Below are 25,466 nucleotides of genomic sequence, written 5' to 3'. Positions count from 1 at the left end.
AGATCAATAAAACCCGAACTGGTTATTCAACCAACCTTCTCATACTACACTTGCAATTATGATCAATCTAGTGACGCATGCTCGCCATTTGTTTGCATGTTTCGGCACAGTCTCTACAGGCTTCGACACATTGATCCATATCTCCGATTTTTTCGCAATCTATTGCGCATGCTTCGCAAATCTCGGCACAAATAGCGCAAACAGCGCTGGAATGGGCAGCACCGCTGAGCATAAAATTAGCTGACGTCTGACAGATTTCGGCACAACTCATCAGTAGTCGAAAGTGGGTGGATTCAACATGTTTCCCACCGGCTTCAAGGCAATGATTCATCCCCATGTGCAGGCAAATCTGATAACAACGGGTACAGGCTGCAATACAGGCTTGCATATCATGCTTGGTGTAGGTTGAATGATTCATAAAAGTCCCCTAAGGTAAGTAGTGAGTGAATAAAGATAAATGAACAATGAAACAATACAATTAATTAAGAAAATTCTGAGAGGCTCGCATTGATCATTCTTAGTAAGACGATAAGCCTTTAATAATTAATGCAATAATTTCTTATCTTGCTTGAACTGGCACCTGCTCGGAGCCTCCTTAAAACGATACCGCAATAAAATAATTTTGGATAACATCATGTTTTTATGATAGAAGCTGGATTTATGCGAGCAGCTGCAACTATAGCCCCAATGCTAATCGTGGTCTGTGCGGTATCATACATATCCAAAAAATGATCAGACGAAACAATTATCGGGTTGATTTCTGACTTGACTCTGGGACCAGGACTTAACATATTTACCCATTGAATTCTTCGATATATTGCATCACGCTTACTGCACAAAAATGCATAAGAAGATATTCATTGCAACGACGAATAAACGGGTTAAACGCAAGGCTTTGCCCTTTGCGATTGACCCATGATTTACCAAGAATCTATCATTTCTTATAGCGAATATGAATGCGATTGATACTTTTCAGTTTGCCTTACGGTCATTATTGGCTCATCGGCTGCGCACCGTATTGTCGGCATCGGGAATTGCCATCGGAATTGCTGCGGTTATTCTCCTGACCGCTATTGGCGATGGCGTGCAACGCTTTGTATTATCGGAATTCACTCAGTTTGGCACCAATATCGTCACGATCACGCCGGGAAAAATCAATACTCATGGCGGTTCCTTAGGCGCTATCGGCAGCGCACGATTATTGACGATAGAAGATGCGATGGCACTGCGACAGAGTCGCCACGCCGAATATATCAATGCCAGCGTAGTCGGCAATGCGGAAATCCGCGCACAAGGCCGTAGCCGGCGCGTGACGGCGTATGGTCAAGGAGCCGATTTCGCCAAGGCTTTTAACATGCAAGTCGAAATCGGACAATTTTTGCCTGATGATGATCCGCGTAATCCACGAGCATATGCAGTACTGGGTGCAAAAGTACGCGCTGAGATATTCGGCGACACTAACCCTCTCGGTGCAATCCTGCAGGTTGGCGGTTCGCGCTTCCGTGTGATCGGTGTCATGGCATCCAAGGGCCAAGTACTCGGGTTTGATCTGGATGACACCGTTTTCATACCCACAACCCGAGCATTGGAAGTGTTCAACCGGCAAGGTGTGATGGAAATTCAGCTGGCATACTTTCCCGATGTTCCGGTGTACGCTGTTGTCGAAGATATCCGGCGCATCCTGATTGCACGTCACGGACGTGAGGATTTCAGCATCAAACCACAACAGCAAATGCTCAGCACTTTATCCACTGTGCTGAGCGTATTAAAGTTTGCGGTTGCTGCACTAGGCGGTATTTCCTTGATAGTAGGCGCAGTCGGCATGGTCACGTTAATGCATATTGCGGTTTCTGAGCGGGTATCGGAAATCGGCTTGCTTACTGCTTTAGGTGCGACACGTACGCGCATCCGCATTTTATTCTTGTTAGAGTCCATTGCACTTTCCACACTGGGCGGGTTAGCAGGACTACTTATCGGCTCAGGTATCGCCTGGCTGCTCAAATTATTGATCAGCGATTTGCCGGTGAATATTCCATGGGATTATGTACTTGGCGCCTTAGGCATATCGATGGTGATCGGCCTCGCCGCCGGTGTAATCCCAGCCATGCAGGCGGCAAAACTAAACCCAGTGGATGCCTTACGTATGGATTAGTCGATAGATAACTCATTGTTATTTTCATCTTTATTGTCCTGAGCACTACTTCATTAATGCGACTTAAGCTGATATATAATCTGGCATACTTGATTCTTTCCAAACCACCATGAACAGCCAGGAATCCAAATGTGATATATGAAGCATACTGTAAAGCTCTGTAGTCTTATAATACTGACAAACGTGAGCATTGCCTCATGTCATGCAGTTAATTTCACCTACAAAGGCGGCCCTAGGATCAAGACCGATGATGGCAATTTTGAAATTGGGTTAAACGGCCGCGGACACTTCGATGTGCATTCGTTATATCCTGATCAGGCAAATCCGGGTTACCCTGCATTGGGCAGTCAATTTTTGCATGGCGATGATCGTGATGGCTTTAATTGGCGCAGAACCTATGCCACCATTACGGGAAGAATTTATGGTGTTAATTTTAAATTCGAAGATGATTTCGCAATCAATACGACTACCGGCTTTCCACATAGCCTTCGAGAAGCCTGGATAGCAACGGGACTGGGAACGGGCCAGTTAACTATCGGGCAATTCAAACCGTATCGGGGATTGGAAGAAATAACCAGCTCTAATGAAATCACCTTGATGGAACGACCATCAACATCCTCTACCGGAATATATAGCGGACGTCAATTTCTGACTGGCATTGGCTACCGGGGAATGGTCAAGGACAATCTGGGTTTTGGCATTCATGTGATGAGCCTGTCGCACTTTGGCTTGCCGTTTGCAGGAATCAACTATGGCGGTCGCGCTGTCTGGCTGCCGATCGACAAAGCGGGCCACATCCTGCATCTTGGGCTTTCAGCCAGTCGGGATACCACCAGTAAGGATTCCCTATCAGCCGGAGTGGTCGACGTTTACGGTGGACGTCAAGGCATCACCCAATCCTTGGGAATCGCCGGAACCAGCTTGAACGCGCCTAGCCACAATAGTCAATCCACTTTTGCTGCAGAAACCGCGTATTCCTTCGGACCACTTACACTACAAGGGGAATATGCCGTCACAAGGCTCGATAATACCCATCAAACAGCTGGAAATAGCAGGGATTCCACCATTCATGCTTTTTATGTGCAAGCCAGCTGGTTTGTGACCGGAGAAACTGCTGTGTATAGGAAAGATCGCGGTGCTTTTGGTAAACCTCAGCCAAACGGTCGATGGGGCGCAGTGGAATTTGCCGGACGTTATGATCTGGCCGAAAATTCCAATCAAAGCCTCACCGCCAATCCATGTAGAACCGGTACCTCAAAATGCCAGATTCAAGTCGTCACATTAGGTGTAAATTGGTATCCCTATACGAACATCCGGTTTATGCTGAATTATTACTTGACCGATGCAGTATTTGGAAATACCGGCTTGGATACGCCAATGCGCACCGATCATTTTTCAGTGCTTTCTTTCCGAACTCAGGTCAGCTTCTAATACACTAATAAGATAGCCGCCAGAATTTCCAGTTTGCTGTCAATCCGTTAATCAAGGAGATCTTTCATGCGCATTTTACTCGCCTTAATCATGTTTTCTCTCGTGAAATCCGCTCTTGCCTGCAACAGCACGCTTTTGGATCAGAATTTTCGTAAACTTGCAGTATCGGAGATGGTGAATTTATGCGAAACCTACGCCGACAAAGTGCTACTCGTTGTGAATACCGCCAGCAAATGCGGCTATACACCGCAGTATGAAGAGTTGGAACAACTGTATGATAAATATCAATCGAAAGGATTGGTCGTACTGGGTTTCCCATCCAATGATTTTATGGGACAAGAACCTGGAACCGAAGCTGAAATTCAGGATTTCTGCCGCTTGACTTATGATGTAAAATTCCCGATGCTTGAGAAAATCACAGTAAAAAAAGGCCATGCACATCCATTTTATGTTCAGTTGGCAGAATTATCCGGCACCTATCCAACCTGGAATTTCCAAAAATATTTAATCGGCCGCGACGGTCAATTCATCGCCCAATTCAGTCCGCATACCAAGCCTTCCGATCCAGCTGTGGTAACAGCAATAGAACAAGCGCTAAAACAATAAATTAATGAACAAACAACGGCGGGATTCATCAGAAAATCAGAAGTCGGAAATAAGTATCCTTGCGCTCTTGATCATGTCCTTGTTTATCGGATTGATTGCCGGGGCCGGCCTCGATAAGTCTTATATACTTCCAATAGCGCTCATCTCTGCAGTGATACTTATTTCCAATCGAAACAAAATTGCTAACGCAGTTCAACCGGGAAAAACCCCACGGCAGCATATAAAGTCGGTAGAAAACTATTATACCTGGCCTAAATCGGGACAGTTTTCCTGCATAATTGCAACGGTTCCGTATCAGCAAGTGCTTCAACAATTAGCACAGGAAAATGCCAACAATCCGGATGAAAACCCAATTACGAAGACGCATGTTCTGAAAGCCCATCTGATAATCGACAATAGCAACCCTTTTGACAGTGACGTGACCCATATCAACATTGACGGGCGAACCGTCTACTATCTAAGTCATGAAGAAGCCAGAAGTTTCCGCCGCAGACTCCATGAAAAAGGGGTCTCTAATCAGATTATTATTTGTGATGCAATTATTTCAGGAAACAGCGAAGTAAATAAAGAACCTTTTCGCTATACAGTAAAGCTCGACATAGAACCATTCTGAAAAATAATAACTCATAGAAACTACCAGTACTAATCAATTCCGATTGAATTCACTTTCAGCATTCTTCCACCGACTGGTTAAATCAAATTGTAATAAACCGGCTATTCTGCTCAACTTAAAACAAGGTAATCGGAATTTAATCACTACCCGCTTAAAAGCTCCCAAATCTTTCAGGAGCATATCGAACCATATCATGTTCCAGAGACTGTAATTTTTCCCTCATCAAATTGCCCACAAACAATTGAGAGTTTGAAGGAATCAGATTTTCTGATATTTCTCGTTGTTTGATTTTTTCTATCGCTTGATTAAAACCATCAATGAATTGGTATGACTTGCCTTCTACATTCTTGAATAGCGCTTCACCAAAATAAGTAAATTCATTCTCACTGGAACATCCAAAAGAAGCCTTGTCTGCAGCTGCAGCAGTCAGAATCAGACTGGTTTCATTTTTCAGTGCATCAATAAAAGCACCGGAGTAACACGCAGAAACCAGAATAATGCGCCATTGTATGCCTGCATCATCCAGATAAGCTCTAACATCATTCGGACCTATATCGTTGAGTTCAAGCGGCCACATACTAACTGAAAGCTCATGATCGAAAGAACCGTGGCTGGTTAAATATAACAGCACAATATCTTCCTCAGGATTTATTTTACCGCCTAAGTGATTTAATGCAATTTTCAGATTTGTGGATGAAGCAAGCGGTGTTGTATCGATTGTTTTCAAGTTATTAATCAATGCAATTGATCGACCTGCTGCGCCAAGATTCTGATTCATGACATTCTGTACATTAATAACTTCTTTCATGAACACATCTTGCGAAGAATCAGCGCCAAATCCGATAAAAAATAGATCGGTTATGCCCTTTACGCCGGGCTCGATAGCATTAAGCGCATTATTCAGCAATTGATATTGGTTATAGTAAACTTGTTCCTGATTGACGTAGCTTAACTCATCATCATTATAAGCGGTCAACGCTTCTGAATAATCAAAATCCTCATGCCAGAAACTTAACGAAACATTAATCAGTGGATACGAAACACTTACCCAGAGCATGACAATCAACAATGCCTTAATTTTTTGCCCATTTAATAACTGCAATGCAACATAAAAACAGACACTCAGAATCCATAAGGTATAAACCATATACCCAGCTTCAAAGTAAGCATCCGGTAAGAAAGGTATAACCACAATAGAAAGGAGATAAAAGAAAGGCAATATGCTGTATATAGCAGTCAGGAACCGCAATAAATGGCCTTGCTCATCACAGAGTTTTGCCAGTACAAACCCCACCAAAAGAACTCCCAACAGCTCCACGCCTATATATCCCAAACCGAACCACCCAAAAATCGGATTGGGCGTCATTACATACGAAGTAACAAGTGCCGTTAGGCTATAAAAACCCAAGAGTAAAATGAACTGGTCATGCGAAACCGTTACCTGATCAATGATATTACGACGGAACATTAACAGTTTTATGCCGCAGGCAAGATTCAAAAATAATGTTTGAAGTTCTTTAATTGCCCCAGATTGCTTCAGCTCTTTAGGAATGCTTGCATATAAATCCATATTTATCTCCAGGGTTAATATCGGCCACTACAACAAACCCAACTAAGTACGGCATTAACTCATTCTAAGTGAAGATGCCATCAGCGCTCCCACAATCTTTTTTTGATACTTTTGCTATCAATGCTCAAGTTAAGACGCTTCTTCAGAAACCAACGAAAAAGCAACAAAAATAGACCTTATTCAACCAATCAAAAAATATTCACTGCAGTGATAATAAAGCGGCCTGGAATTTTTCTAAAGCAGGCATCTTTGCTCCTTAATTTGACAAGAAAGTATCCGACTAGTTGATTGCATTTACAACTTACGCCCATTAGCGCCTGGAAAACAACCGTTTCGTCATATTTTTCAAGATCCCGTAACTTTAGCCGATACCGCACACGATTATTCATTCTAACTTGCTTAACAAATTTGGAGAGCACACTATGAGCACAGCCTTACATGAGATTGATGAACGCACCAATCTGACGGCCAATAACAAATTCGAATTGTTGCTGTTCAGATTAGGCGAAGCTCCAGGTACCAATCATCGGGAGCTATTTGGCATTAACGTTTTTAAGGTGCGTGAAATTCTGGTCATGCCAGACATCACGGAAATAGCAAACGCCCCCCCTCATGTAATGGGTATCGCCAATATTCGCGGTCAAGTCATTACGGTCATAAATTTGCCAAAAGTTGTAGGTTGCAATCCAAGCAAAGGAACTTCCATACTCTTAGTCACCGAGTATGCGCGTTCGACTCAAGCTTTTGCAGTCGAGGAAGTCAACGAAATTGCGCGCCTGGATTGGAATCAAGTAATCGCTGCAGAAGGCAAGGGTGGTAACTTGATCACCAGTATCGCGCGACTTGATGGCGATAAAGAAGGCTCCCGCTTAGCCCAGGTACTGGATGTTGAGCAGATTCTGCGCGATGTACTTCCCAACCCTGCTGGCGAGATGGTATCCCAAAATATCGGTAGCAAAATAACCCTCCCTGCTGGAAAAGTAATCTTAGCCGCTGATGATTCGCCATTGGCGCGCAGCTTAATTGAAAATGCACTGAAAGCACTGGAAGTACCGTATGTCATGACCAAGACCGGACTCGAAGCTTGGTCCAAAATTCAGTCCATGTCAGATATTGCCGCGACTGAAGGTAAAACCATTCATGATAAAGTTGCTTTAATCTTGACCGACCTGGAAATGCCGGAAATGGATGGATTCACACTTACCCGCTACATCAAGAGCGATCAGCGATATAAATCCATTCCCGTGATAATTCATTCCTCACTCACGGGTGAAGCAAACGAAAACCACGTTAAATCGGTAGGTGCAGATGCTTATGTTGCTAAATTTGTCGCGGAGGAATTAGCCGATGCAATGAGAAAGGTATTGGCATAGCAGAGTCTGTTTTTACAATACTCCATCAATTCGCGAACGAGCAAAGTTACCGTTTATTGCCAACCGGTAACTTCATAGCCTTTCTCCTCCAAACAACGTGACACAAAGTTTGCATATGCCTGATTCGGTTGCGAGGGTCTTGCCGAGAACAGAATTCCTCGCAACAATCCGGCAACAGCTCCGCTGGCAGCACCAATCAAAGAGCCTTGACCCACCGATCCATATATGGCTCCTCCGGCAGCACCACTCGCGGCACCAACACCGGCACCCATAGCCGTACTAGTTGCCATATCTCCCATCTTTCCCCTGCCTTCCCGGGCACCTGCCGATTCAGCCAGCCGTTCACAAGCTTCAACATCCCGCTCCGCAGAATCTTTACCTACTGATAAAAAATGTGTGTTGGGATATAAAACCGGCCCGGTACTGGAGCAAGCCGATAGACTAATAAAAATCAATCCGGTCATCAATATTATTGCGAATTTCATCGTTCATCCTCTTCTCGTAAACATTTTTACCTGGTTAATCAGTATATAGCCGGAATGTCTATAGTATCCCTAAAAAACATATCAATCCAATTGACAGCACACTAGTTCATTAGCGCCCAAAGCGCGATCCCTGCAGTTTTGTGTCAGCGCGAGCCCACGCGTGCTCAAAACGTGCCGTGATAACCGCCGCTTCATCGATTTTGTTTTGCGCCTGTAATGCCTGCGCTAAACCGTAAAGCGCCCAGCCGTTGTTGCGATTCCGGCGCAAATCTTCCCAATAGACTGTTTCTGCTTCGTTCGGTCGTCCTGATTCCAAGAGAACAGCACCCAATGCCAGACGTGGCGGCAAATGAAATTCTGCTGGCTCGGTATACACCAAAGCATCATCCAGACGCACCGCTTTTTCAAGATGTGCAATGGCTTGATCAAATTTTCCATGAGCAGCGGCAATTTCTCCGGCGAGAACTTCAGGCGCAGCGCTCAGTACGGTCTTAGTCGTATTTTTCGAAAGCAACGGACTATCCAACGAAGGATCTTTCATAATCTTGCGCAATGCCTCCAGTTCTTTCTCGGCTTGCTGTAATTGTTCTGTCGCAACAAATGCGAGCCCACGCACATAATGCCAGCTTCCGGTTAAAAACAGATTGGTTGCGGGAGGTACGGGCGCAGCGAGAATTTCCTGCCAGTATCCAAACCGTGCAAGTGCCCAATAAGGCGTCACGCGGAATATTGCTGTCAGTGGTATCGTTTCCAACACTTCATCGCTAATCTTACTGGCTGTTTCCTGCGCCGCGCTGATAGCAAGCTTGCTTTGGCCATCCAATGTCGCCGCAAACCAGAGAAAATGAATGTTATGCGGATAGTACACCATCGGATATAAACCTTGCGCCTGACATTGCGCAATGTAATTCTCATCTGCCGCAATTGCAAGTTGGTTGCTCTTTATTGAGTCGGCGTAACGGCCAACGCGCTGATAAATATGCGATGACATGTGTATCAGATGTCCCGCTGCGGGCATCAGCGTCAGCAATGTGTCGGCTGCTTGCTCTGCGCGCTCGGGAGTGCTGGTCGGTTCTATCAGGTGAATATACATATGCAGCGCACCGGGATGTTTCGGATTGCGCCGCAACACTTCTTCGGTCAACGCAACGATCTCGGCTGTTCCTTCATACGGCTGGCCATCAAGCATCCAATAGCCCCAAGGCCGCAAGTCCATCATGGATTCCACATAAAGCATCGCAACATCCTCATCATGTGGAAAACGCTGAAGCACTTCCCTCATGGCCTGCGCGTAAGCCCTATCATTTGCCTCTCGATGCTCGGTTTGCCCCGAATAACGTTTTTCAAGGGCATTGATAAGCGCTTGTTCCTTCGGCGATGCATTCGCCATCAGCGATTTAGCCTTTTGCACGATCTCTAACGCTTGAGGCTCTTCATTCGGCTCCATCATTGCGTTGATGTTAGGGCCAAGCACCAGCGCTTGGCCCCAGTAAGCCATTGCAAGATCTGGCTCGAGTCGTGCCGACTCGCGAAATGCCCGGCGTGCCTCGGCATGATTGAATGCATAGGCAAGATTAAGCCCCTGGTTGATATATTGCTGTGCTAGCGGGTTGCGTGTGCTGACCGGAAAAGTATGCGAACCCAGATTAAGCAACCTGGGGGCAAGCTGACCATCCGGACCTGGCTTATGCGCCAACTCGGATGCCACATAATGCTGATGCCTGCCTTCCGATTCTGCGGCAGCTATATGTTTTGGCGTTATCCTTGACGCTCCAGTTTCAGCAGATAACTCACAGACGCTTGCTAAAACCAGCATCGAAATGAACAACGTGGAACGAGCAGCAGCATAAAATTGCATGGGATATTCCTCCTAAAATAAATTGGCATTGTTAAATGACTATGGTCACTTACTTTTCACGTACCGAAATATAGAATTTATAGAGTTAATTTCTATACGGCATTAACAATGCCATGGAAACACTCGATCTTACAAACCATCCTCATTTACTTATTCTACTCGGCAGTAGTAGGATCGATCACAGTTTTGATTCGAGAAACACGGTTGGCTGGAAACTCGCCTTGCTCAGCATGTGCTCTGACGGCAGCTTCATCAGGCGCAATGTAGATGCAATAGACCTTATCATCCGTCACATAGCTTTCCAGCCATTGAACCCGTGGCCCCATATTACTCAATACACCGCATGATTTCTGAGAAATAGCTTGCAAATCCTGAGGTGTTAATGCACCTGCTCCAGGAATTTCACGTTCTATTATATATTTTGGCATAACGCCTCCAATAAAATTGATTAAAAATATGACCAGTCGTATTTAATATTGATAAAAAAATTAAGGCATAAAATAATCTCCTAGTAAATTATGACAACATTGCTTAACCGGGGCAGATGATTTTTCTATTTTCATTCGCAATAAAGCACCCTGCCAGGCATTTATCAGCAAGTCAGCCATTTCTTCAGCCGATTTATCCGATCTTACCGTTCCTTGCTGTTGCGCTTTCTCTAATCCAAGCTGCAGCAATTGCCGATAACGTCTGACTGCTGCTTGAAGAGATTTCTGACACACTTGGCTGGTATCCCCCAATTCGCCCATCAGATTGCCTAAAAGACACCCCCCCTTAAACTCATTTTTCTCAAGCTCTACAATGAGTTCATCGAAATAACCTCGAATTGCGCCGAGCGCATCCGTATCAGAATTATCCAAATGTCCGGCTAATTGCGTAATAAATGGACCGATATAATGCTGGATAACATCAGCCCCGAAATCTTCTTTGCTGTCAAAATAATTATAAAAGGAACCCTTAGGAACGCGCACTGCATCGAGAATTTCCTGTAATCCGGTACCATGATAACCTTGCCCCATAAATAGGGTTACTCCCTGATTCAGCAGGCTCTCGCGATTAAATTCTTTTTTGGTTGATTTTGACATCTGGATATAATACGACCAGTTGTCTCATATGTCAATTAATAAAGCTATCCCGATAGCTTTATTAACGGGATACATTCACTACCTTAGTAACTCATTGAGAAAAAGCTTTGTTTTTATCCGACATTCTTCTGATGCAAGCAATATCCGTCGTAAGTCGGTTTGCAAATCAGCAGCGACAAAGAATAACTTTCATAAAGCAAGGTGAATCGTTATAGCCAGCGCTGCACAACCCAATACGTACCGGATATAGAATATTGCTGCTACACAAACTTGGTAAGCAACTTGAGAATAATCCCGCCAAACTCATCGGCATTATTAACAATTTTATTGATTTTTTCGTTCTGATCACCAGAACGCTTAATGATTTCCATCAACGCCGCAAGCTTCTTGACTTCAGCCGGGTCTGGAAAAAGTTTCTCAATTTCATCGTCCGATAAGCGCGTAATTACTGAAATCTTTCCCGCAAGCTTATTATCCGTTCTATTTCCCGCTTCATAAATGACCTGATCCAATTCCGCTTGAAATTTATCCCAATCAATTGTCATCATTACACCTCATCTACGCAGTTTATCAAGAATAATTTTGATCTTTTCGCGATATTTCTCCGCATCTTGCACACGATCTTCGATACTACGTGCAGCAACAACCAACTCAGATACGGCTTGATCGGTTTGGTTGACGAATTTATCGACATCCGTGCTTGTCACACCGATCATATCGAGGTAACGTTTTCTGTTTTCCTCGACTTTTGATGCGGATTGCAGAAAAGCAGTCAGAGAATTATTAATCGCTCGCGCCTGATCATACTCCGATTTAAGTTTGCTTCGTATCGCCGCTTCAAGCTCATCCAGCGGTTGAATTAGTTCAACACGCTTTTGATTAATTTTCACTTGAAGTTTAGGTCCGACGAGCGTAATAAAGGTTAGGCGATCCCTTGCATCTTGCGACTGAACAACTTGCTTCCAAGTTGCATCGACTTTGGGGTCACTGAAAAATTCCTGGGCAAATATCGGCACCCATACTTCTTGTACAAAATCATCGACGCGCAGCCTTTTATCACGAAAAAACTCTTGCAGAAGCCTAACGTGTGCTGCTTCCAACGAAGAAATCCGGGTACCGAGCTGCGCCGAAAGTTCCGGAGCCTCAGAAGGTATCGATGCACACCCCGCCAATAAAGACACTACCAGCATGATCGAGAGTATTTTCTGATTCATGAACGCCTCCAGAATGAATGGATTAAAACTTCAATAAATATTTTGAAGCATCTGATTATCCGGCACCCAGAAATATTCATTTTTTTAAGATGCACAGACATTAATTTTTATATGAATTCGATCAGCTAACTACCTCTTGGCCAATAAAAATATGTTCATTGATTTATAATCCCTCTCAGATACTATTTAAACTGCTTCTCTGTTAAGGATATTGAATGACTAATCTATCACAATCAATGGGACTTCTTCTATTGATTATAATGTTAATGATTGTTTCGCCCCCTGCATTGACTAACGAATCTCTTACTGCTTCAGATTGCTGCCAACAATCCGATGCGCAATACCCAAATCTGATCGAATTACCCGCTGAAGCGATTCAACAACTCAAAATTGACGCAGGATTCGGTTGGGGAATTTTTAGCGGCACCATCTACAATGGCAATGATCATTATCATGTGACACAACTGGTTGTCAGCATGATTCCGATCCATGATCATCACCAGATGCACATGCATGCAAATATGTCTCACGAAGCGAAGCAACATCAAATCAATCTGGAGTTACCGCCAATGACGAAAGGCGCCCTTTCCATGCCGCTTACAGGTGATGATGTTCATGTGCATGATTTCAAGTGGGAAATCATCAGAGTTATGGGATATCAAGTACGTTAAACAATCAACATGATGCAGCTGATATAAGGAGTTTCTCAATTTATGGCATATCGGTAAAAGTGATTATTATCATTTTTTTTATGACACAGTGTATGATCGTACATTAATGTAGTAAGTAATTTTGCACCTCTTTCAACTTTATAAAATAATAAAGGCAAGTCATGGTTAGCGCATCCAACGTCAAAATAATGATCCTCGATGACGACACCTTCATGCTCAAACTTCTGACACGCATGCTTGCCAAGCTAGGTTATACTTCCGTCATCACTTGCGATAACGGTTCGGATGCTCTGAGAAAAATCGATCACATCGACACCCGTCCGGATTTGATTTTACTCGATTTGAACATGCCTGATATGGATGGTATCGAGTTTGTGCGTTATCTGGTAGATCGACAGTATCATGGTAAGTTGATTCTAGTAAGCGGCGAAGACGAACGCATGCTGAAAACCGCCGAGAGGCTGGTTCATGCACACAAGATATCCATGCTGGGTTACCTCCTCAAGCCTGTAAATCCTGAAAAATTATCTGAAATATTGCAACAATGGGAACCTGATTCTTCGGACGGGCAGCTCCCCATCCAGAAAATTTATACTGCCGCGGATATTCAATCTGCTCTTGCTCATCATGAATTAGTCAATTATTACCAACCGAAGGTATCGGTAGCAACGGGCGATGTTATCGGCGCGGAAACATTAGTCCGCTGGCATCATCCGAAAGAGGGGATCATTTTGCCTGATCGGTTCATCCACATCGCAGAAGAAAATAATTTAATAGATGATTTGACGCACCAGGTTTTGCAACAAGCCATAGCTCAAGCCAAGCAGTGGGATCAAAACGGACTGTCATTACGGATTGGAATTAATGTTTCGATGGATAACCTGGCCTCACTGGATTTCCAGGATTTCGTTGTTAATCTGGTGAATGACAACGGACTCCCGCCACAAAAAATCGTACTCGAAGTGACAGAGAGTCAGCTAATGGGAACCGATACGCGCATACCGCTGGAAATCCTGACACGGCTACGTCTAAAAAGATTTCATTTGTCGATTGACGATTTTGGTACCGGACATTCATCATTAGCGCAATTACGCGACATTCCTTTCAATGAACTTAAAATCGACCAGGGCTTTGTGCACCGAGCCCGTGAAGATGATACATTGCGCGCCATTTACGACGCTAGTTTGTCAATGGGCAAGCAACTGGGCATGGATATTGTAGCGGAAGGCGTCGAAGATCGTAACGATTGGGAATTGTTGAGAGAGACAGGCTGTGATATGGCTCAAGGTAATTTTATTTCCGGACCGTTGTTGCCTGATGACTTCCTCCTCTGGATGAACGAATGGCAAAACAAGGTACATACCGAATTGATCGTCGCACCGGAATAGTTGAACCCATTGGTAATTCAAGATTATTCTCAAGACAATTAGATTAGCAGTATAACCTTGGAATAAATTAAATCCTGCATAATGTCTCAGCAGCAATTCTCCGATTCATAGTTGAGCGGGCGTCTTCAGAAAATGAAACGGGAGCCCAAGCTCCCGTTTCAAATTCACATCATGCAAATCTACACGCCAGCCGCTCTTCGCCGCATCATGAATCCGATTAGGCCCAAACCAGCCAAAAGCATGGTATAGACTTCAGGTTCGGGTACTGGGGATAGCAGAAATGCTTCAGAACTGGACGGTACGAATACATTATATACACCCGTTCCAACAATTTGCCCATTATTATTGATATCGGTAAAGCCGACAGTTTTAAATCCCGATGTAACAACAGCATCTAATAAATTAAGATCTATCATCGTCCCATCTCTATAAAGAAAACTATGAAAAACATTGGTCTCGATTTCGACACTTACCAACACGTCTCCAGCATCGTTAATACTCAAGGCACTGCTTTCCCTTCCATCAAAAAAAGTAGTACTTAGATCGATCATTCCCACACCATCGGGTCCTGTAACAAAACCATGTGTATTTTGGGGTGAAACATCAAACGATCCAACCACCTGCCCGGAATTGTTGATATCGAAGGCGACACTATTCGATTCCGATTCTAATCCAAGGGATGATGCCAGATCGGTCATACCCACGCCATTTGCGCCCGTAATAAAAGCATGAAAATAACCCTCATCGGTATGAGACCTCCCCACTACCCGCCCGGAATTATTAATAGCATTAGCTTCACTAAACCGGCCGGTTAGTGTACTTAGAGTGCCCAAATCAGTCATTCCGGCACCATTAGGACCGGTAATGAAAGCATGTGACGTATTACTTCCTAGCGTAATTTCTGATCTTCCCACTACCTGTCCTGAATCGTTGATGCCAAAAGCACGGCTATTACCACCCCCTAAAGTACCCAAGTCAATCAAGCCGACACCATTTAAACCGGTAATAAAAGCATGTTGAAATCCAGAAATTCTGTCAACAGTAGTAGCTCCCACCACCTGCCCCAATTCATTAATATCTTCAGCAAAAGAAAATCTTCTTATTGCCCCCAAATCAGCCATCCCGATCCCATCGGGACCGGTTATAAAAGCATGAGCCGCACGATCTTTACCTCCAGGCACAAATTCTGAAGATCCCGCCACTTGCCCGAGATCATTGAGCGCATCTGCATAGCTGCTTACACCACCCAGTGTACCTAATTTAGTTAATGACCAATCCGCATAGCCCAGTGCGGGCACTGAGATTGCATAAACTGCGGCAAAAACAATTGCTGTACGTTTGAATTTCAAATATTTCATGTTCATGATATCGCTCTAGAGTTATTTTATAGTTGTAATATGAATGATAGCGGGTGCTATGGACACTTACCGATACACCGCCATAGTGCAGCAATCATTCTGTGCTGCAAAAGCACTCATTCGGAAGGAAGGAAGGAAGGAAGGAAGGAAGGAAGTCAATAATTATGAAAACTTACCGCTTTCCACTTCCCTAAAAATCAGCACCTTTACAATAAAATACCATACTGGCAATCCAATGTTCTGTCAAGCACTTCCTATTTACAATAAAATTGTCATTAATCAATAGGTTAAATTATTTATAACAGAGCTATAGTCATACGCTTGCCAATGAGAATTTTATTACAGAGATAACCGGGATTAACGAGTGGGTGTAAATACTTCGTGTACTTGACTGAACGATGCCCCAGGCGTCAAACCGCCGCTGATGACATGTAACCGGCCATTGACTACAGCTGCGCCTAAACCATGGCGGGCTGTCGGCATGGGTGGCAATACAACCCAACGATCCTCGTCCGGCAAGTACATTTCATGCGTATTGAACGTGCCTTCACCGGATTCACCCCCCACCACGTAAATGCGTCCGTCTATCACCCCAGCAGCAATGCCGCTTCGTGCGGTCGGTAACTTGGCGCGCGAGTGCCATTGATTCGTAGCGGAATCATAGGCTTCGACTACATCCATATTCTTGCGATAATTCAGGCTTGGGCGTCCACCAATGGCATAAATTTTATCGCTCGCAGTCACAACCGCCAAATGATCACGTGCTGTCGGCATGGCTGCGACAGAAGTCCAAATGTTGGTTTGCGGATCAAACACTTCTACAGCCGCGGAGTTGTTATCGCCGTCGTACCCGCCAATGGCATAGAGGTGACCTTGATATACCGTCACACCTAATGCGCCACGCGCAGTAGGCATTGGTTTCAGTTCGCGCCAGGTTTGATTAACCGGATTAAATTGATATAGGGTGGCAGCTGCGCGCCACACCGATAAACCGCCTTTAGTAAAGCCGCCAATCACATATAAATAGCCATCTAGAGCGGCAATTCCGGCATGATGCCGGCCCTCTGGCAGCGGCGTTGTTTCAGTCCAGGTATCTGTAGCGGGATCATAGACTTCCACCATGCGACTGACGGCGAAATCCAGTACATTGCTCAGGCTTGGCTGACTGAATCCACCCACCGCGTAAATTTTTCCGTCCAATGCAGCGGCTGCAATTTCCGTGCGTTTTTCCAATGTCGACGCTGCATTATGCCAAACTCCATAACTAGCGGATTCCGCATGTGCCAGTATAGTGTTGGAAAGAACCAATAAGGTAATCAGAAATTTTAATTTTGACATGGCATGTTTCCTTATGATTGGCTGAATAATAACCGCAAGGATCGGGTTCTACCTTACAAAACCTTTTCCAGATAATCAATTGTCAGGTTAGAAGCTTTCGGTATGCCCAAATGAAACGGGAAAGCTTTCACTTGGCCAGTCAAACGGTAGCCTCTACGTTGGTAAAATGCGATCAATTCCCGGCGCTGTGACACTACGAACATGCTAAAGTTGCGCACTTGCATTATGTTATAAGCAAAAGCCTCTGCATATTCAAGCATATATTTGCCAACCCCCTGTTGCTGCAGGCTGGGATGAACTGAGAAAAAACCGATGTATGCCTGCTCTTTTTCTTTTGCCACATAAATACATGACACCAACATGAATGCTTGGTAAGCAACGAAGAAACAGGCATCAGAGTGCCTCATGGCAGTTTCTATTTCCAGCCGATCGGTTCTGTCACCCTGAATAATCGCAGCTTCCGTAGTCCATCCAATCTCTCCGCGATAGGTCTGATTGATTAGATCGCTAATGGCTTGCGCCTGGTGATAACCTGCTTTCTCAAGACGAAAAGTAGAAAAATCCATTCGACCGCGTACTTAATGCTCTGAAATATAGTGCTGGAGAAGGCTAGCCAATACCCAAGACGGGATTTTTGGTCAATGCGACCAGGACAATATACACAAACACGCAGAGCGCGGCTATCCACGAGGTGATTCTGACTTTGCGGGTTTTGCCAAAACGCATTGCTACCATGCCCAAGCCAATATACACCAGTAAACCGGATACCTTTGCAGCCAGCCAAGCGTGTTCCTGCGGATTTTGCTGAATCGCGATCGCCAACAGGATGGCGCTGATAAGTAATACCGTATCATTGATGTGCGGCAGAATCTTGACCCAGCGCTGGTGTAGGTTTTGGGAATCCTGAATCAACCAGATACCGCGAAAGAAGAATAATGAGAAACTTAAAATCACACTGCCGACATGAATCATTTTCAATAACGCATAATCCATTATCGATTCCCAGGAATTAACCATCCATGGCTACCCGCCACGGCACCGGCTATGGTGATCAAGCTAAGTATCAATAAGGCCATATGTTTACGCTGAATTTTAACAAACATTCCAGGAGGGATATTTTTCTGTGCGGGTACTGCAGCTTGGCGACGGGAACGTGGCTCCATAGCAAACAGCATTACGCTAAACAACAACCAAATTAACACCATCGTATGCATCCACCAATATTGCCATTGTACAAAGCGTTGCCAGACATCCAACGCATATACCATGTAAAAACCCGTTAAGCCAACGATCAATGTAGAAATGCGTGCTTGCGCGGCAAAACGCTGCCGGAAACGAGCAAAAATTTCCATCGCTTCCGTAGCCGATGGCATACCCGCGAGCATCGGCAACAACACTAGCGTTACCATCGCGACGCCACCAATCCACAAAACCACACCCAATACATGTAATACCCGGGCAAGTATCAATTCATCCATAATGATTATTATCGTTCACAAACAATATCATAGAGCAGCACTAAAGATCACTCTATTCCATCGGACTGCACACCCATCTCGACGCAATATATACCTCTCCACATATAATCAAAGCCATTGAAATGGATTTGCCAGTCATTCATTCTCCGAGACCCATTCTTCGGCTTCTTCATAATTATGAAATACTGCTACGTTGGCACTCACAAATAAATTAAAAACCCAGGTACCCCAAGTTTGCCATTCGTCATTCGTGACAACCGCCACCCGGTTAAACTCGCTGCCATGATCGCGCATGAACTTGATTTCTTCCCAGGCAACATCAACGGTGTAATCGAGCATATCACGCCAATCAAACAAAAGATTTGCCTTGCCATCAAAATGCGACTTGTAGAGTACCTGTTGCTCAAACTCGTGATAATCCGCCAAAGTGAACTCACCAATGATCGCAACAATTACCAGATTGCCCTTTTTCTGAATAGTAATCATAATCCCATCCTAAATGATAACGAGCTCATCATAGGCAATTAAACGGATTGGTGCAAATTTTGCCTGCTGGCAGACAACTATAGAGTCATTTTAAGGTAACAGTCGGCGCCAATCTAAAACCTACGATGCCGCTGAATAACCCCCCTGCAACAATCAACCCCATACCCACCCAAGCAATTGGCGATAAAATTTCATTCCAGTACCAAACTCCCCAAAGGCTGGAAAACAACACTGTACTATAGCCCAATGACGATACCACCAAGGTAACACCTTGATGATAAGCGCGCGTCATCGCCAATTGCGCCAGGGTTGCAACCAGGCCGATCCCGAGTAACAACAGCAATCCATGGCCGGTGATAGGGCTAAATGAGGTAAATAGCAGCCATACACCCGTTAATACAGTGCTGATCAAGGTAAAATAAAATACTACATGCCATTCCGTTTCACCCAGATTACCTAACTGCTTGACATTGATATATGCAATCGCCGCAAAAAAACCTGAAGCAATACCCATCACACCCGAGAACCACTGATCATCAGGCACGGTAGGGCGCAACAACAACATAACCCCCATAAAACCCAGTATCACTGTCACGACCAGCGGCCAATGAATGTGTTCCTTCAGAATCAGGGTGGAAAATAATGCAGCAAAAAGAGGCCAAGTATAATTCAGTGAAACGGCAGTGGCTAACGGCAATTGCGTTAAGCAGTAAAAGAACATCAACAGGCTGACCAGACCCGTTACTCCGCGCCAACAATGAATCCGCCAATGTGGCGTGCGTATCGACAAACGATAAAAACGAAGGATCAGGTAGGTGATCCAGACACCAAACAACGATCGATAAAATACCAGTTCGGTGCTGGAAAAATAAGCAGCCCCGAGTTTAACCAGCACACCCATACAAGCAAACATAAATGCAGCAACCAGCATCCACATCGAGCGCATTAATCCGTCTTCCTTAAATAGTGTAATTACGAGTGAACGACCATCAAAGATGGGGTTCGATCTCACGTCGCAGGAATTGATGAAAATGCTCCATTCCAGCTTCCATTGGCATTTGATAAGGCCCGGTTTCACTAAGATTCTGAGCATATAATGCACGCCGACCTGCGGTTATTGAGCGACAGATTTCTTCATCCTCACGTGCGGTTTCTCTATAGGCGGCCTGTTCAGCCTCCACAAAATCCCGCTCGAATAGGGCAATTTCTTCCGGGTAATAGAACTCAACAACATTCATGCAACTTTCAATCCCGGTTGGCAATATCGTGCTAATGACCAGTGTATAGGGATACCACTCCAACATGATATTAGGAAAATACAACAACCATATGGCGCCATGTGACGGGATCTTTCCTTCAGTTTGCTGCAGCACTTGCTCATGCCATTTGGCATATACAGGACTGCCTGGTTTCTGTAAACGTGCGCTATTGATGGCTACGGTTTGTGCGCTGTACCAATTGTCAAACTCCCAATTGAGTTTCTCGGTATTGACGAAATGACCCAGACCCGGATGAAACGAATCAACATGGTAATCCTCCAAATAAACTTCTATAAAGGTCTTCCAGTTGCATTCATAATGTTCGACCTGCGCGCGATCCATCAAGTACCCGGAAAAATCAAAGCCCTGAAGGACATCGGTACTTAGGTTTGCCAAATCATCCGACACATTGCGCTTACCGGAAAACAGCAAGCCATTCCAATTTTGCAGTGCCGTTTTTGCGAGATTGAGGCAAGGATTCGGATCAAAATGCGGTGCGCCTAACAGTTTTCCATCCAGCGCATACGTCCAGCGATGAATAGGGCACACAATATTTTTGATATTACTTCTACCATTCAATAGCAGGGCTTGCCGATGCCGACAAACATTGGAAAGCAATTCAATCCCTTGTTCATTACGCACCAACACTCTAGCTTTCTCCATCCGCTCCGGCACATAATAATCCCCTAAATTTGGCACCATTACTTCATGACCCACGTATCCCGGCCCTTGATCAAAAAGGATATGTTTCTCAATTTCAAGAATTTTTGGATCCAGGTACCAGTCAATGGGGAGTTGCGCTGACATTTCAGTCAGTTGTGAGATCTCAGCCATATTTGACATATTAATACCTTATATTCTCCCTAGTAAAAAATTAGCGGCGAAAATACACGAAAAGACAAAAATTTGAAACCCGATTATGCAAGTAAGAAACGAAAAAACGATTGCTTGGCTATAATAGCAATCTTAATAGTAGAATATCAGCATCCGCTTTTTGCTGTGACAATCACAAAGTGTAAATTGTACAAGATTGAATTTTTTAATTAATCAAAAAGAGAGCATCTTAATGAAATCCACACACCCGTTTAAAAAGAATTCATGGGTAATCTTATTATCCACAGTGTTTATTGTTGGGCTTGCCGCTTGTGACAGCAGTGGCGAGAATACTGCTACAACATCGGCATCTTCATCCTCCGCATCCACTACCAAAAAAAATATGCCCACTGGCCCAGCAGTCGGTATTCTAGTTGATTCTCCAGTCTCCGGAGTTACCTACAACGCTTCTTCAGGAAAATCGGGGACAACCGATGAGAAAGGTAATTTTAACTTCAACCATGGCGACAAAATCGAATTCAAATTGGGCGGTTTGACACTGGGAAATATCCCGGGTTCACAAATTGTAACGCCAATTGAACTAGCAGGAGAGAGCACCAACAAATTACAAAATTTATTGATTCTATTGCAATCCCTTGATTCAGATAGTGATCTGTCGAACGGAATTTCCATTTCACGCGAAACAGCCGCTGCTGTGAATGGATCCATTAATCTCGACAGCAATCCCCAGACATTTGCTGAAGCTGCTAATTTAAAAAGTATCATGGAAGCTGGAAACATCGAAGGAGAAGCCAGAACTCCCGAGGAAGCTCGCGATCACTTTATGTCACAAGGTGTCGCGCTGCTCAGCGCACAAATCTGGGTAAGCTATACCAATCAAACTGCCAGCGTATTGCGAGTGGCCGCCGATAACAGCGGGGAATATTTGCACGCCGAAGCCAGGCCGGATGATTCTTGTGATGAAAATCGCGTCTGCGGTGGACGTACCATATTTCAGGCAGGCGTTGAAGCAGGCATTGCCAATGCTATTGATTTTGATAATCGTGGATTCAAGCTGGTGGGAAAGCCCACTATCGATACCAATATCAAAGCCGGTTTATCTGATCCGGGACCAACTCGCAGGGTACGTACCGACGGTTTTGAATTGATCTATTCTGACATCGTGACAGTACAAAGAGAACGGGAAAAAACCAGCGTATTTGGCGAACTCTTTCATATCGCCAAGCCAATCGAACTCAGCAACGAAAATGAAGTTGCAGAAAAAGAAGTTAAGGAGACACGTTTCGCAAAAATTGATAACGATGCAACCGGAATTATCGGAGCCTGGGCTTATGATGAAAATGCCATCAAAACTCAAACGCTAGTATTTTTTCCAAACGGTAAATTCCTGATGCTCGATCCAACGGGCGAAGCACAGCGCGAAGATCAAGCGAAATGTGGAAAACCTGGTATCGAATTTTCATCCTATACCTACAACAAGGGAAGCAGCAAACTCAGTTTGTCGAGCTATACTTATAATACAAATGGTTGCGTCGGCTTCTCCGACGTGGAAGGCAGCACAAGCTTCGCAATCAGCTCCGACGGAACGACGGCAAAATTAGAGAAACCCGGCGAAAGACCCATTACACTGTATCGCGTTTCAAAATAATTTTTTACTTCATTCTGGACAGTTACGCATCGGAATTAATTCAGAATCCGGTGGGTAACGTCCCTCAGTTGCGATAATCCCGGCGCTTATGGTCATTATTCGCATCGCTCTTAGCGTTCCTGTAGACATTCTGTTTGATTATCAAGCCGAAGATGCCAGCTCGCACGATATTGGTCTGCGTGCCTGCGTACCCTTTGGTAAAAAAAAGCTCACGGGCATTATTATGGCAATCGGTACGGAAACTCAGGTTCCGATCGAGAAGCTTAAATCCGTTTATTGCATTTTCCGGGAAATTAATCCGCTTCCGCCAGCATTGCTGGATTTGTTCCAATTCTGCAGCCAATATTATCATCACCCGCTCGGCATGGTCATCATGAACAGTTTGCCCGTACTGTTGCGCAATAATAAGCCGGTTAAACTAAAAGATTCCGCACAACACCCCTTGCGTCTCACGGATTCAGGCAGGCGGATCGATATCACCACGATTCCTGCGCGCAACCGCGTGGCGCGACGCCTGCTGACGGAATTTCAAAATGCAACCATACTGACTGCCCAACAAATCAAACAAATTTCGCCGCGCACCAGTAAATTACTGATTGAATGGAAGCGACTCGGTTGGGTAACCGAAAAACCAACAATCGAGACATCTCCATCCAAAACTACCCCCATTCCCACCTTGACAGCCGACCAGGCCAATGCAGTAACAACCGTGACTGCGGAGCTTGAACGATTCAACACTTGGTTGCTGCATGGGGTAACCGGCAGCGGCAAGACCGAAATATATTTGCGCCTTATCGAATCGGCTTTGTCCCATGATAAGCAAACGCTGGTACTGATTCCGGAAATCAATTTAACCCCTCAGCTGGAAGCGGTTTTTCGTGCACGCTTTCGTACCGTTTTATTGATCAATCTGCACAGCGGGCTCAACGACACGCAACGGTTAACCGGCTGGCTGCAAGCCCAGCGCGGTGAAGCTAAAATTATTCTAGGCACGCGTCTGGCTGTTTTTACACCACTGTCCAGGCTGGGTCTGATCATCGTCGATGAAGAACATGACAGCTCATTCAAACAACAAGATGGATTACGTTATTCTGCGCGTGACCTGGCGATTTTTCGCGCACGGAAAACAAATATTCCTGTAGTGCTGGGCTCCGCTACACCATCCCTGGAAAGTTATTTCAATGCCATCAATGGCCGCTACCGATACATCCGCCTAGCTTCCCGCGCAATGCAAAGCGCCAGGCTACCTTCGATTCAGTATATTGATACACGTATTCATAAGTCACAGGCTGGATTATCCGAACCATTACTCAAAGCATTGGAAAAATGTTTAGCCAACAAATACCAAAGCCTGATTTTCATCAACCGGCGCGGTTATGCGCCAGTGCTGCTATGCAAATCCTGCACTTGGAGTGCACTCTGTCAGCGCTGCTCCAGTCGCCTTGTGGTACATTTGCGCGATAAAAAATTATGCTGCCATCATTGCGGTCATGAAGAGAATTTTCCGCGTGCTTGTCCACAATGCGGCAATCAAGATATCGCACCATTCGGTCAAGGCACGCAACGTGTGGAAGAAACGCTGCGCGCACATTTTCCAGCAGCGCGAATTTTGCGCATCGACCGCGACAGCACACGCCGCAAGAATGCCTGGAAAGAAATTTTGCACGCCATTCATACCCATCAAGTAGATATTCTGATCGGTACCCAACTATTAGCTAAAGGGCATGATTTCCCTAATTTATCATTGGTTGGTATTCTGAATGCCGACACCTCGCTCTACAGTACGGATTTTCGTGCCAGTGAACGTTTATTTGCGCAACTCATGCAAGTTTCCGGGCGCGCAGGCCGGGCAAATGTTGCAGGGCATGTGTTAATTCAAACTGAATTTCCCGATCATCCTCTGTATCATGCGTTGCAACAACACGATTATGATACCCTGGCGCAGGCTCTGCTCACGGAAAGAAAAATAGCCGGATTTCCACCCTATGTATATCAAGCACTTTTGCGTGCCGAAGCCCATAGCATTAAAATAGTGCTTAATTTTCTAAAACAAGCTGCACACTTGGCCGAGCCAACTCAAGCGATAGAACTTTATGACCCGGTGCCTGCCCAGCTGCTGCGTTTAAAAGGAATGGAGCGCGCATACTTACTCATACAATCGACTTCACGCAAACAATTACAGACATTTCTCGCTGAATGGTATAGGCAAATAAATACATTACCTACCCGCCAAGTGCGCTGGGTACTGGATGTCGATCCAATTGAATTTTGATTTATAACAAGGCCATCTTTAGCAAGTGCCCGATGAAATAGCCTGGCACTTATGCGCTCAGACTCCGGCAATAGTTAATAACAGAATATCAGACAGCACCGGGTTCTGCTTAGGAATGGCAACCATCATTGTGCAACTTCACAAGACGACGACTTGCGAAGGTGAATGGGATTTCAGTAAACTTCGCATCGCATTCGAGAAATTTGACTGGCACTGAAAAAACGATCTCACGAACTTGAGAATACACTATGAAGGTCCGGCAAATATTATTTATCTCTATTAATCCAGAATCTGTACTTTTATCCGCCTCAATTAAGTATGGCATACTGACCCCGGGTTGGTTGCAG

The 25,466-nt window shown here is 44.8% G+C and carries 25 protein-coding genes; 9 read left to right on the top strand and 16 right to left on the bottom strand.

Annotated features, from left to right (window positions below):
* Positions 1-67 precede the first annotated feature (67 nt).
* The gene (locus tag ATY38_RS10545) at positions 68-418 is read right to left on the bottom strand and encodes a four-helix bundle copper-binding protein (protein WP_062559266.1); all 351 of its coding nucleotides are present in this window, start codon (positions 416-418) and stop codon (positions 68-70) included.
* A 534-nt stretch (positions 419-952) separates the two neighbouring features.
* Between ATY38_RS10545 and ATY38_RS10540 the strand changes: the two genes are divergently transcribed.
* From ATY38_RS10540 to ATY38_RS10525, 4 genes are all read left to right on the top strand, one after another.
* Positions 953-2,152 (top strand): ABC transporter permease, encoded by a 1,200-nt coding sequence (locus tag ATY38_RS10540; RefSeq protein WP_062559265.1) that lies wholly within the window; start codon positions 953-955, stop codon positions 2,150-2,152.
* Between the two features lie 138 nt (positions 2,153-2,290).
* On the top strand, positions 2,291-3,583 hold the full coding sequence (locus ATY38_RS10535) for an OprO/OprP family phosphate-selective porin (RefSeq protein WP_062559264.1): 1,293 nt from the start codon (positions 2,291-2,293) through the stop codon (positions 3,581-3,583).
* A 66-nt stretch (positions 3,584-3,649) separates the two neighbouring features.
* Entirely contained in the window at positions 3,650-4,189 is a 540-nt protein-coding gene (locus ATY38_RS10530; protein WP_062559263.1) for a glutathione peroxidase, read from the top strand.
* Between the two features lie 4 nt (positions 4,190-4,193).
* Positions 4,194-4,802, top strand: a complete 609-nt coding sequence (locus ATY38_RS10525; RefSeq protein ID WP_062559262.1) for a hypothetical protein — start codon at positions 4,194-4,196, stop codon at positions 4,800-4,802.
* 151 nt (positions 4,803-4,953) lie between these two features.
* Here the strand turns inward: ATY38_RS10525 and ATY38_RS10520 are convergent, their stop codons facing one another.
* On the bottom strand, positions 4,954-6,372 hold the full coding sequence (locus ATY38_RS10520) for a C13 family peptidase (protein WP_062559261.1): 1,419 nt from the start codon (positions 6,370-6,372) through the stop codon (positions 4,954-4,956).
* Between the two features lie 422 nt (positions 6,373-6,794).
* Here ATY38_RS10520 and ATY38_RS10510 point away from each other — a divergent pair, with 422 nt between their 5' ends.
* A complete protein-coding gene (locus ATY38_RS10510; protein ID WP_062559259.1) occupies positions 6,795-7,745 on the top strand; it encodes a chemotaxis protein in 951 nt (316 codons plus the stop codon).
* 53 nt (positions 7,746-7,798) lie between these two features.
* Here the strand turns inward: ATY38_RS10510 and ATY38_RS10505 are convergent, their stop codons facing one another.
* The 6 genes from ATY38_RS10505 to ATY38_RS10480 all read right to left on the bottom strand — a co-directional run bounded on the left by ATY38_RS10505 (position 7,799) and on the right by ATY38_RS10480 (position 12,387).
* Entirely contained in the window at positions 7,799-8,230 is a 432-nt protein-coding gene (locus ATY38_RS10505; RefSeq protein ID WP_062559258.1) for a glycine zipper family protein, read from the bottom strand.
* A gap of 109 nt (positions 8,231-8,339) precedes the next feature.
* Positions 8,340-10,088 carry a tetratricopeptide repeat protein gene (locus ATY38_RS10500; protein WP_062559257.1) on the bottom strand — a complete coding sequence of 583 codons (1,749 nt, stop codon included), beginning with the start codon at positions 10,086-10,088 and terminating at the stop codon, positions 8,340-8,342.
* A gap of 155 nt (positions 10,089-10,243) precedes the next feature.
* A complete protein-coding gene (locus ATY38_RS10495; protein ID WP_062559256.1) occupies positions 10,244-10,516 on the bottom strand; it encodes a DUF4242 domain-containing protein in 273 nt (90 codons plus the stop codon).
* Between the two features lie 60 nt (positions 10,517-10,576).
* Positions 10,577-11,173 (bottom strand): TetR/AcrR family transcriptional regulator, encoded by a 597-nt coding sequence (locus tag ATY38_RS10490; RefSeq protein WP_062559255.1) that lies wholly within the window; start codon positions 11,171-11,173, stop codon positions 10,577-10,579.
* A gap of 260 nt (positions 11,174-11,433) precedes the next feature.
* Positions 11,434-11,721 (bottom strand): hypothetical protein, encoded by a 288-nt coding sequence (locus ATY38_RS10485; RefSeq protein ID WP_235590253.1) that lies wholly within the window; start codon positions 11,719-11,721, stop codon positions 11,434-11,436.
* Positions 11,722-11,727: 6 nt separating this feature from the next.
* The gene (locus ATY38_RS10480; RefSeq protein WP_062559253.1) at positions 11,728-12,387 is read right to left on the bottom strand and encodes a hypothetical protein; all 660 of its coding nucleotides are present in this window, start codon (positions 12,385-12,387) and stop codon (positions 11,728-11,730) included.
* Between the two features lie 215 nt (positions 12,388-12,602).
* Here ATY38_RS10480 and ATY38_RS10475 point away from each other — a divergent pair, with 215 nt between their 5' ends.
* Together ATY38_RS10475 and ATY38_RS10470 are read left to right on the top strand one after the other, a co-directional pair.
* Positions 12,603-13,058 carry a hypothetical protein gene (locus ATY38_RS10475; RefSeq protein WP_062559252.1) on the top strand — a complete coding sequence of 152 codons (456 nt, stop codon included), beginning with the start codon at positions 12,603-12,605 and terminating at the stop codon, positions 13,056-13,058.
* Between the two features lie 161 nt (positions 13,059-13,219).
* Positions 13,220-14,446 (top strand): EAL domain-containing response regulator, encoded by a 1,227-nt coding sequence (locus tag ATY38_RS10470; RefSeq protein ID WP_062559251.1) that lies wholly within the window; start codon positions 13,220-13,222, stop codon positions 14,444-14,446.
* Positions 14,447-14,625: 179 nt separating this feature from the next.
* On the opposite strand, the gene ATY38_RS10465 is transcribed toward ATY38_RS10470, so the two are convergent.
* The 8 genes from ATY38_RS10465 to ATY38_RS10425 all read right to left on the bottom strand — a co-directional run bounded on the left by ATY38_RS10465 (position 14,626) and on the right by ATY38_RS10425 (position 21,208).
* Positions 14,626-15,810 carry a DUF3466 family protein gene (locus ATY38_RS10465; protein ID WP_062559250.1) on the bottom strand — a complete coding sequence of 395 codons (1,185 nt, stop codon included), beginning with the start codon at positions 15,808-15,810 and terminating at the stop codon, positions 14,626-14,628.
* Between the two features lie 351 nt (positions 15,811-16,161).
* On the bottom strand, positions 16,162-17,142 hold the full coding sequence (locus tag ATY38_RS10455; RefSeq protein ID WP_062559248.1) for a Kelch repeat-containing protein: 981 nt from the start codon (positions 17,140-17,142) through the stop codon (positions 16,162-16,164).
* A 53-nt stretch (positions 17,143-17,195) separates the two neighbouring features.
* The gene (locus tag ATY38_RS10450; protein ID WP_062559247.1) at positions 17,196-17,708 is read right to left on the bottom strand and encodes a GNAT family N-acetyltransferase; all 513 of its coding nucleotides are present in this window, start codon (positions 17,706-17,708) and stop codon (positions 17,196-17,198) included.
* A gap of 43 nt (positions 17,709-17,751) precedes the next feature.
* On the bottom strand, positions 17,752-18,135 hold the full coding sequence (locus tag ATY38_RS10445; RefSeq protein WP_062559246.1) for a SirB2 family protein: 384 nt from the start codon (positions 18,133-18,135) through the stop codon (positions 17,752-17,754).
* On the bottom strand, positions 18,135-18,620 hold the full coding sequence (locus tag ATY38_RS10440) for a hypothetical protein (protein WP_062559245.1): 486 nt from the start codon (positions 18,618-18,620) through the stop codon (positions 18,135-18,137). Before ATY38_RS10440 ends, ATY38_RS10445 begins: the two co-directional genes overlap by 1 nt.
* A 135-nt stretch (positions 18,621-18,755) precedes the next feature.
* Complete coding sequence (locus tag ATY38_RS10435) at positions 18,756-19,106, bottom strand: SpoIIAA family protein (RefSeq protein WP_062559244.1); 351 nt, start codon at positions 19,104-19,106, stop codon at positions 18,756-18,758.
* 85 nt (positions 19,107-19,191) lie between these two features.
* Positions 19,192-20,052 carry a DMT family transporter gene (locus tag ATY38_RS10430; RefSeq protein ID WP_062559243.1) on the bottom strand — a complete coding sequence of 287 codons (861 nt, stop codon included), beginning with the start codon at positions 20,050-20,052 and terminating at the stop codon, positions 19,192-19,194.
* A gap of 43 nt (positions 20,053-20,095) precedes the next feature.
* Positions 20,096-21,208, bottom strand: coding sequence for an aromatic ring-hydroxylating oxygenase subunit alpha (locus tag ATY38_RS10425; protein WP_062559242.1), 1,113 nt, complete (start codon positions 21,206-21,208; stop codon positions 20,096-20,098).
* Between the two features lie 223 nt (positions 21,209-21,431).
* On the opposite strand from ATY38_RS10425, the gene ATY38_RS10420 reads away from it, so the two are divergent.
* Positions 21,432-22,847, top strand: a complete 1,416-nt coding sequence (locus ATY38_RS10420) for a hypothetical protein (protein WP_062559241.1) — start codon at positions 21,432-21,434, stop codon at positions 22,845-22,847.
* Between the two features lie 88 nt (positions 22,848-22,935).
* Positions 22,936-25,119 carry a primosomal protein N' gene (locus ATY38_RS10415; protein ID WP_062559240.1) on the top strand — a complete coding sequence of 728 codons (2,184 nt, stop codon included), beginning with the start codon at positions 22,936-22,938 and terminating at the stop codon, positions 25,117-25,119.
* Positions 25,120-25,466: the final 347 nt, after the last annotated feature.

The organism is Nitrosomonas ureae (assembly GCF_001455205.1).
Classification (GTDB): Bacteria; Pseudomonadota; Gammaproteobacteria; order Burkholderiales; family Nitrosomonadaceae; genus Nitrosomonas; species Nitrosomonas ureae.
This window is presented reverse-complemented; position numbering and strand designations above follow the sequence as displayed.

What these genes read in the sequence shown, in the direction of transcription:
- ATY38_RS10510 (WP_062559259.1), top strand. Translation starts at nt 6,795, where the DNA reads ATGAGCACAGCCTTACATGAGATTGATGAACGCACCAATCTGACGGCC.
- ATY38_RS10425 (WP_062559242.1), bottom strand. Translation starts at nt 21,208, where the DNA reads ATGTCAAATATGGCTGAGATCTCACAACTGACTGAAATGTCAGCGCAA.
- ATY38_RS10540 (WP_062559265.1), top strand. Translation starts at nt 953, where the DNA reads ATGAATGCGATTGATACTTTTCAGTTTGCCTTACGGTCATTATTGGCT.
- ATY38_RS10470 (WP_062559251.1), top strand. Translation starts at nt 13,220, where the DNA reads ATGGTTAGCGCATCCAACGTCAAAATAATGATCCTCGATGACGACACC.
- ATY38_RS10445 (WP_062559246.1), bottom strand. Translation starts at nt 18,135, where the DNA reads ATGGATTATGCGTTATTGAAAATGATTCATGTCGGCAGTGTGATTTTA.
- ATY38_RS10480 (WP_062559253.1), bottom strand. Translation starts at nt 12,387, where the DNA reads ATGAATCAGAAAATACTCTCGATCATGCTGGTAGTGTCTTTATTGGCG.
- ATY38_RS10420 (WP_062559241.1), top strand. Translation starts at nt 21,432, where the DNA reads ATGAAATCCACACACCCGTTTAAAAAGAATTCATGGGTAATCTTATTA.
- ATY38_RS10500 (WP_062559257.1), bottom strand. Translation starts at nt 10,088, where the DNA reads ATGCAATTTTATGCTGCTGCTCGTTCCACGTTGTTCATTTCGATGCTG.
- ATY38_RS10415 (WP_062559240.1), top strand. Translation starts at nt 22,936, where the DNA reads ATGGTCATTATTCGCATCGCTCTTAGCGTTCCTGTAGACATTCTGTTT.
- ATY38_RS10530 (WP_062559263.1), top strand. Translation starts at nt 3,650, where the DNA reads ATGCGCATTTTACTCGCCTTAATCATGTTTTCTCTCGTGAAATCCGCT.
- ATY38_RS10495 (WP_062559256.1), bottom strand. Translation starts at nt 10,516, where the DNA reads ATGCCAAAATATATAATAGAACGTGAAATTCCTGGAGCAGGTGCATTA.
- ATY38_RS10525 (WP_062559262.1), top strand. Translation starts at nt 4,194, where the DNA reads ATGAACAAACAACGGCGGGATTCATCAGAAAATCAGAAGTCGGAAATA.
- ATY38_RS10440 (WP_062559245.1), bottom strand. Translation starts at nt 18,620, where the DNA reads ATGGATGAATTGATACTTGCCCGGGTATTACATGTATTGGGTGTGGTT.
- ATY38_RS10465 (WP_062559250.1), bottom strand. Translation starts at nt 15,810, where the DNA reads ATGAACATGAAATATTTGAAATTCAAACGTACAGCAATTGTTTTTGCC.
- ATY38_RS10485 (WP_235590253.1), bottom strand. Translation starts at nt 11,721, where the DNA reads ATGATGACAATTGATTGGGATAAATTTCAAGCGGAATTGGATCAGGTC.
- ATY38_RS10435 (WP_062559244.1), bottom strand. Translation starts at nt 19,106, where the DNA reads ATGATTACTATTCAGAAAAAGGGCAATCTGGTAATTGTTGCGATCATT.
- ATY38_RS10520 (WP_062559261.1), bottom strand. Translation starts at nt 6,372, where the DNA reads ATGGATTTATATGCAAGCATTCCTAAAGAGCTGAAGCAATCTGGGGCA.
- ATY38_RS10450 (WP_062559247.1), bottom strand. Translation starts at nt 17,708, where the DNA reads ATGGATTTTTCTACTTTTCGTCTTGAGAAAGCAGGTTATCACCAGGCG.
- ATY38_RS10505 (WP_062559258.1), bottom strand. Translation starts at nt 8,230, where the DNA reads ATGAAATTCGCAATAATATTGATGACCGGATTGATTTTTATTAGTCTA.
- ATY38_RS10545 (WP_062559266.1), bottom strand. Translation starts at nt 418, where the DNA reads ATGAATCATTCAACCTACACCAAGCATGATATGCAAGCCTGTATTGCA.
- ATY38_RS10455 (WP_062559248.1), bottom strand. Translation starts at nt 17,142, where the DNA reads ATGTCAAAATTAAAATTTCTGATTACCTTATTGGTTCTTTCCAACACT.
- ATY38_RS10475 (WP_062559252.1), top strand. Translation starts at nt 12,603, where the DNA reads ATGACTAATCTATCACAATCAATGGGACTTCTTCTATTGATTATAATG.
- ATY38_RS10535 (WP_062559264.1), top strand. Translation starts at nt 2,291, where the DNA reads ATGAAGCATACTGTAAAGCTCTGTAGTCTTATAATACTGACAAACGTG.
- ATY38_RS10430 (WP_062559243.1), bottom strand. Translation starts at nt 20,052, where the DNA reads ATGCGCTCGATGTGGATGCTGGTTGCTGCATTTATGTTTGCTTGTATG.
- ATY38_RS10490 (WP_062559255.1), bottom strand. Translation starts at nt 11,173, where the DNA reads ATGTCAAAATCAACCAAAAAAGAATTTAATCGCGAGAGCCTGCTGAAT.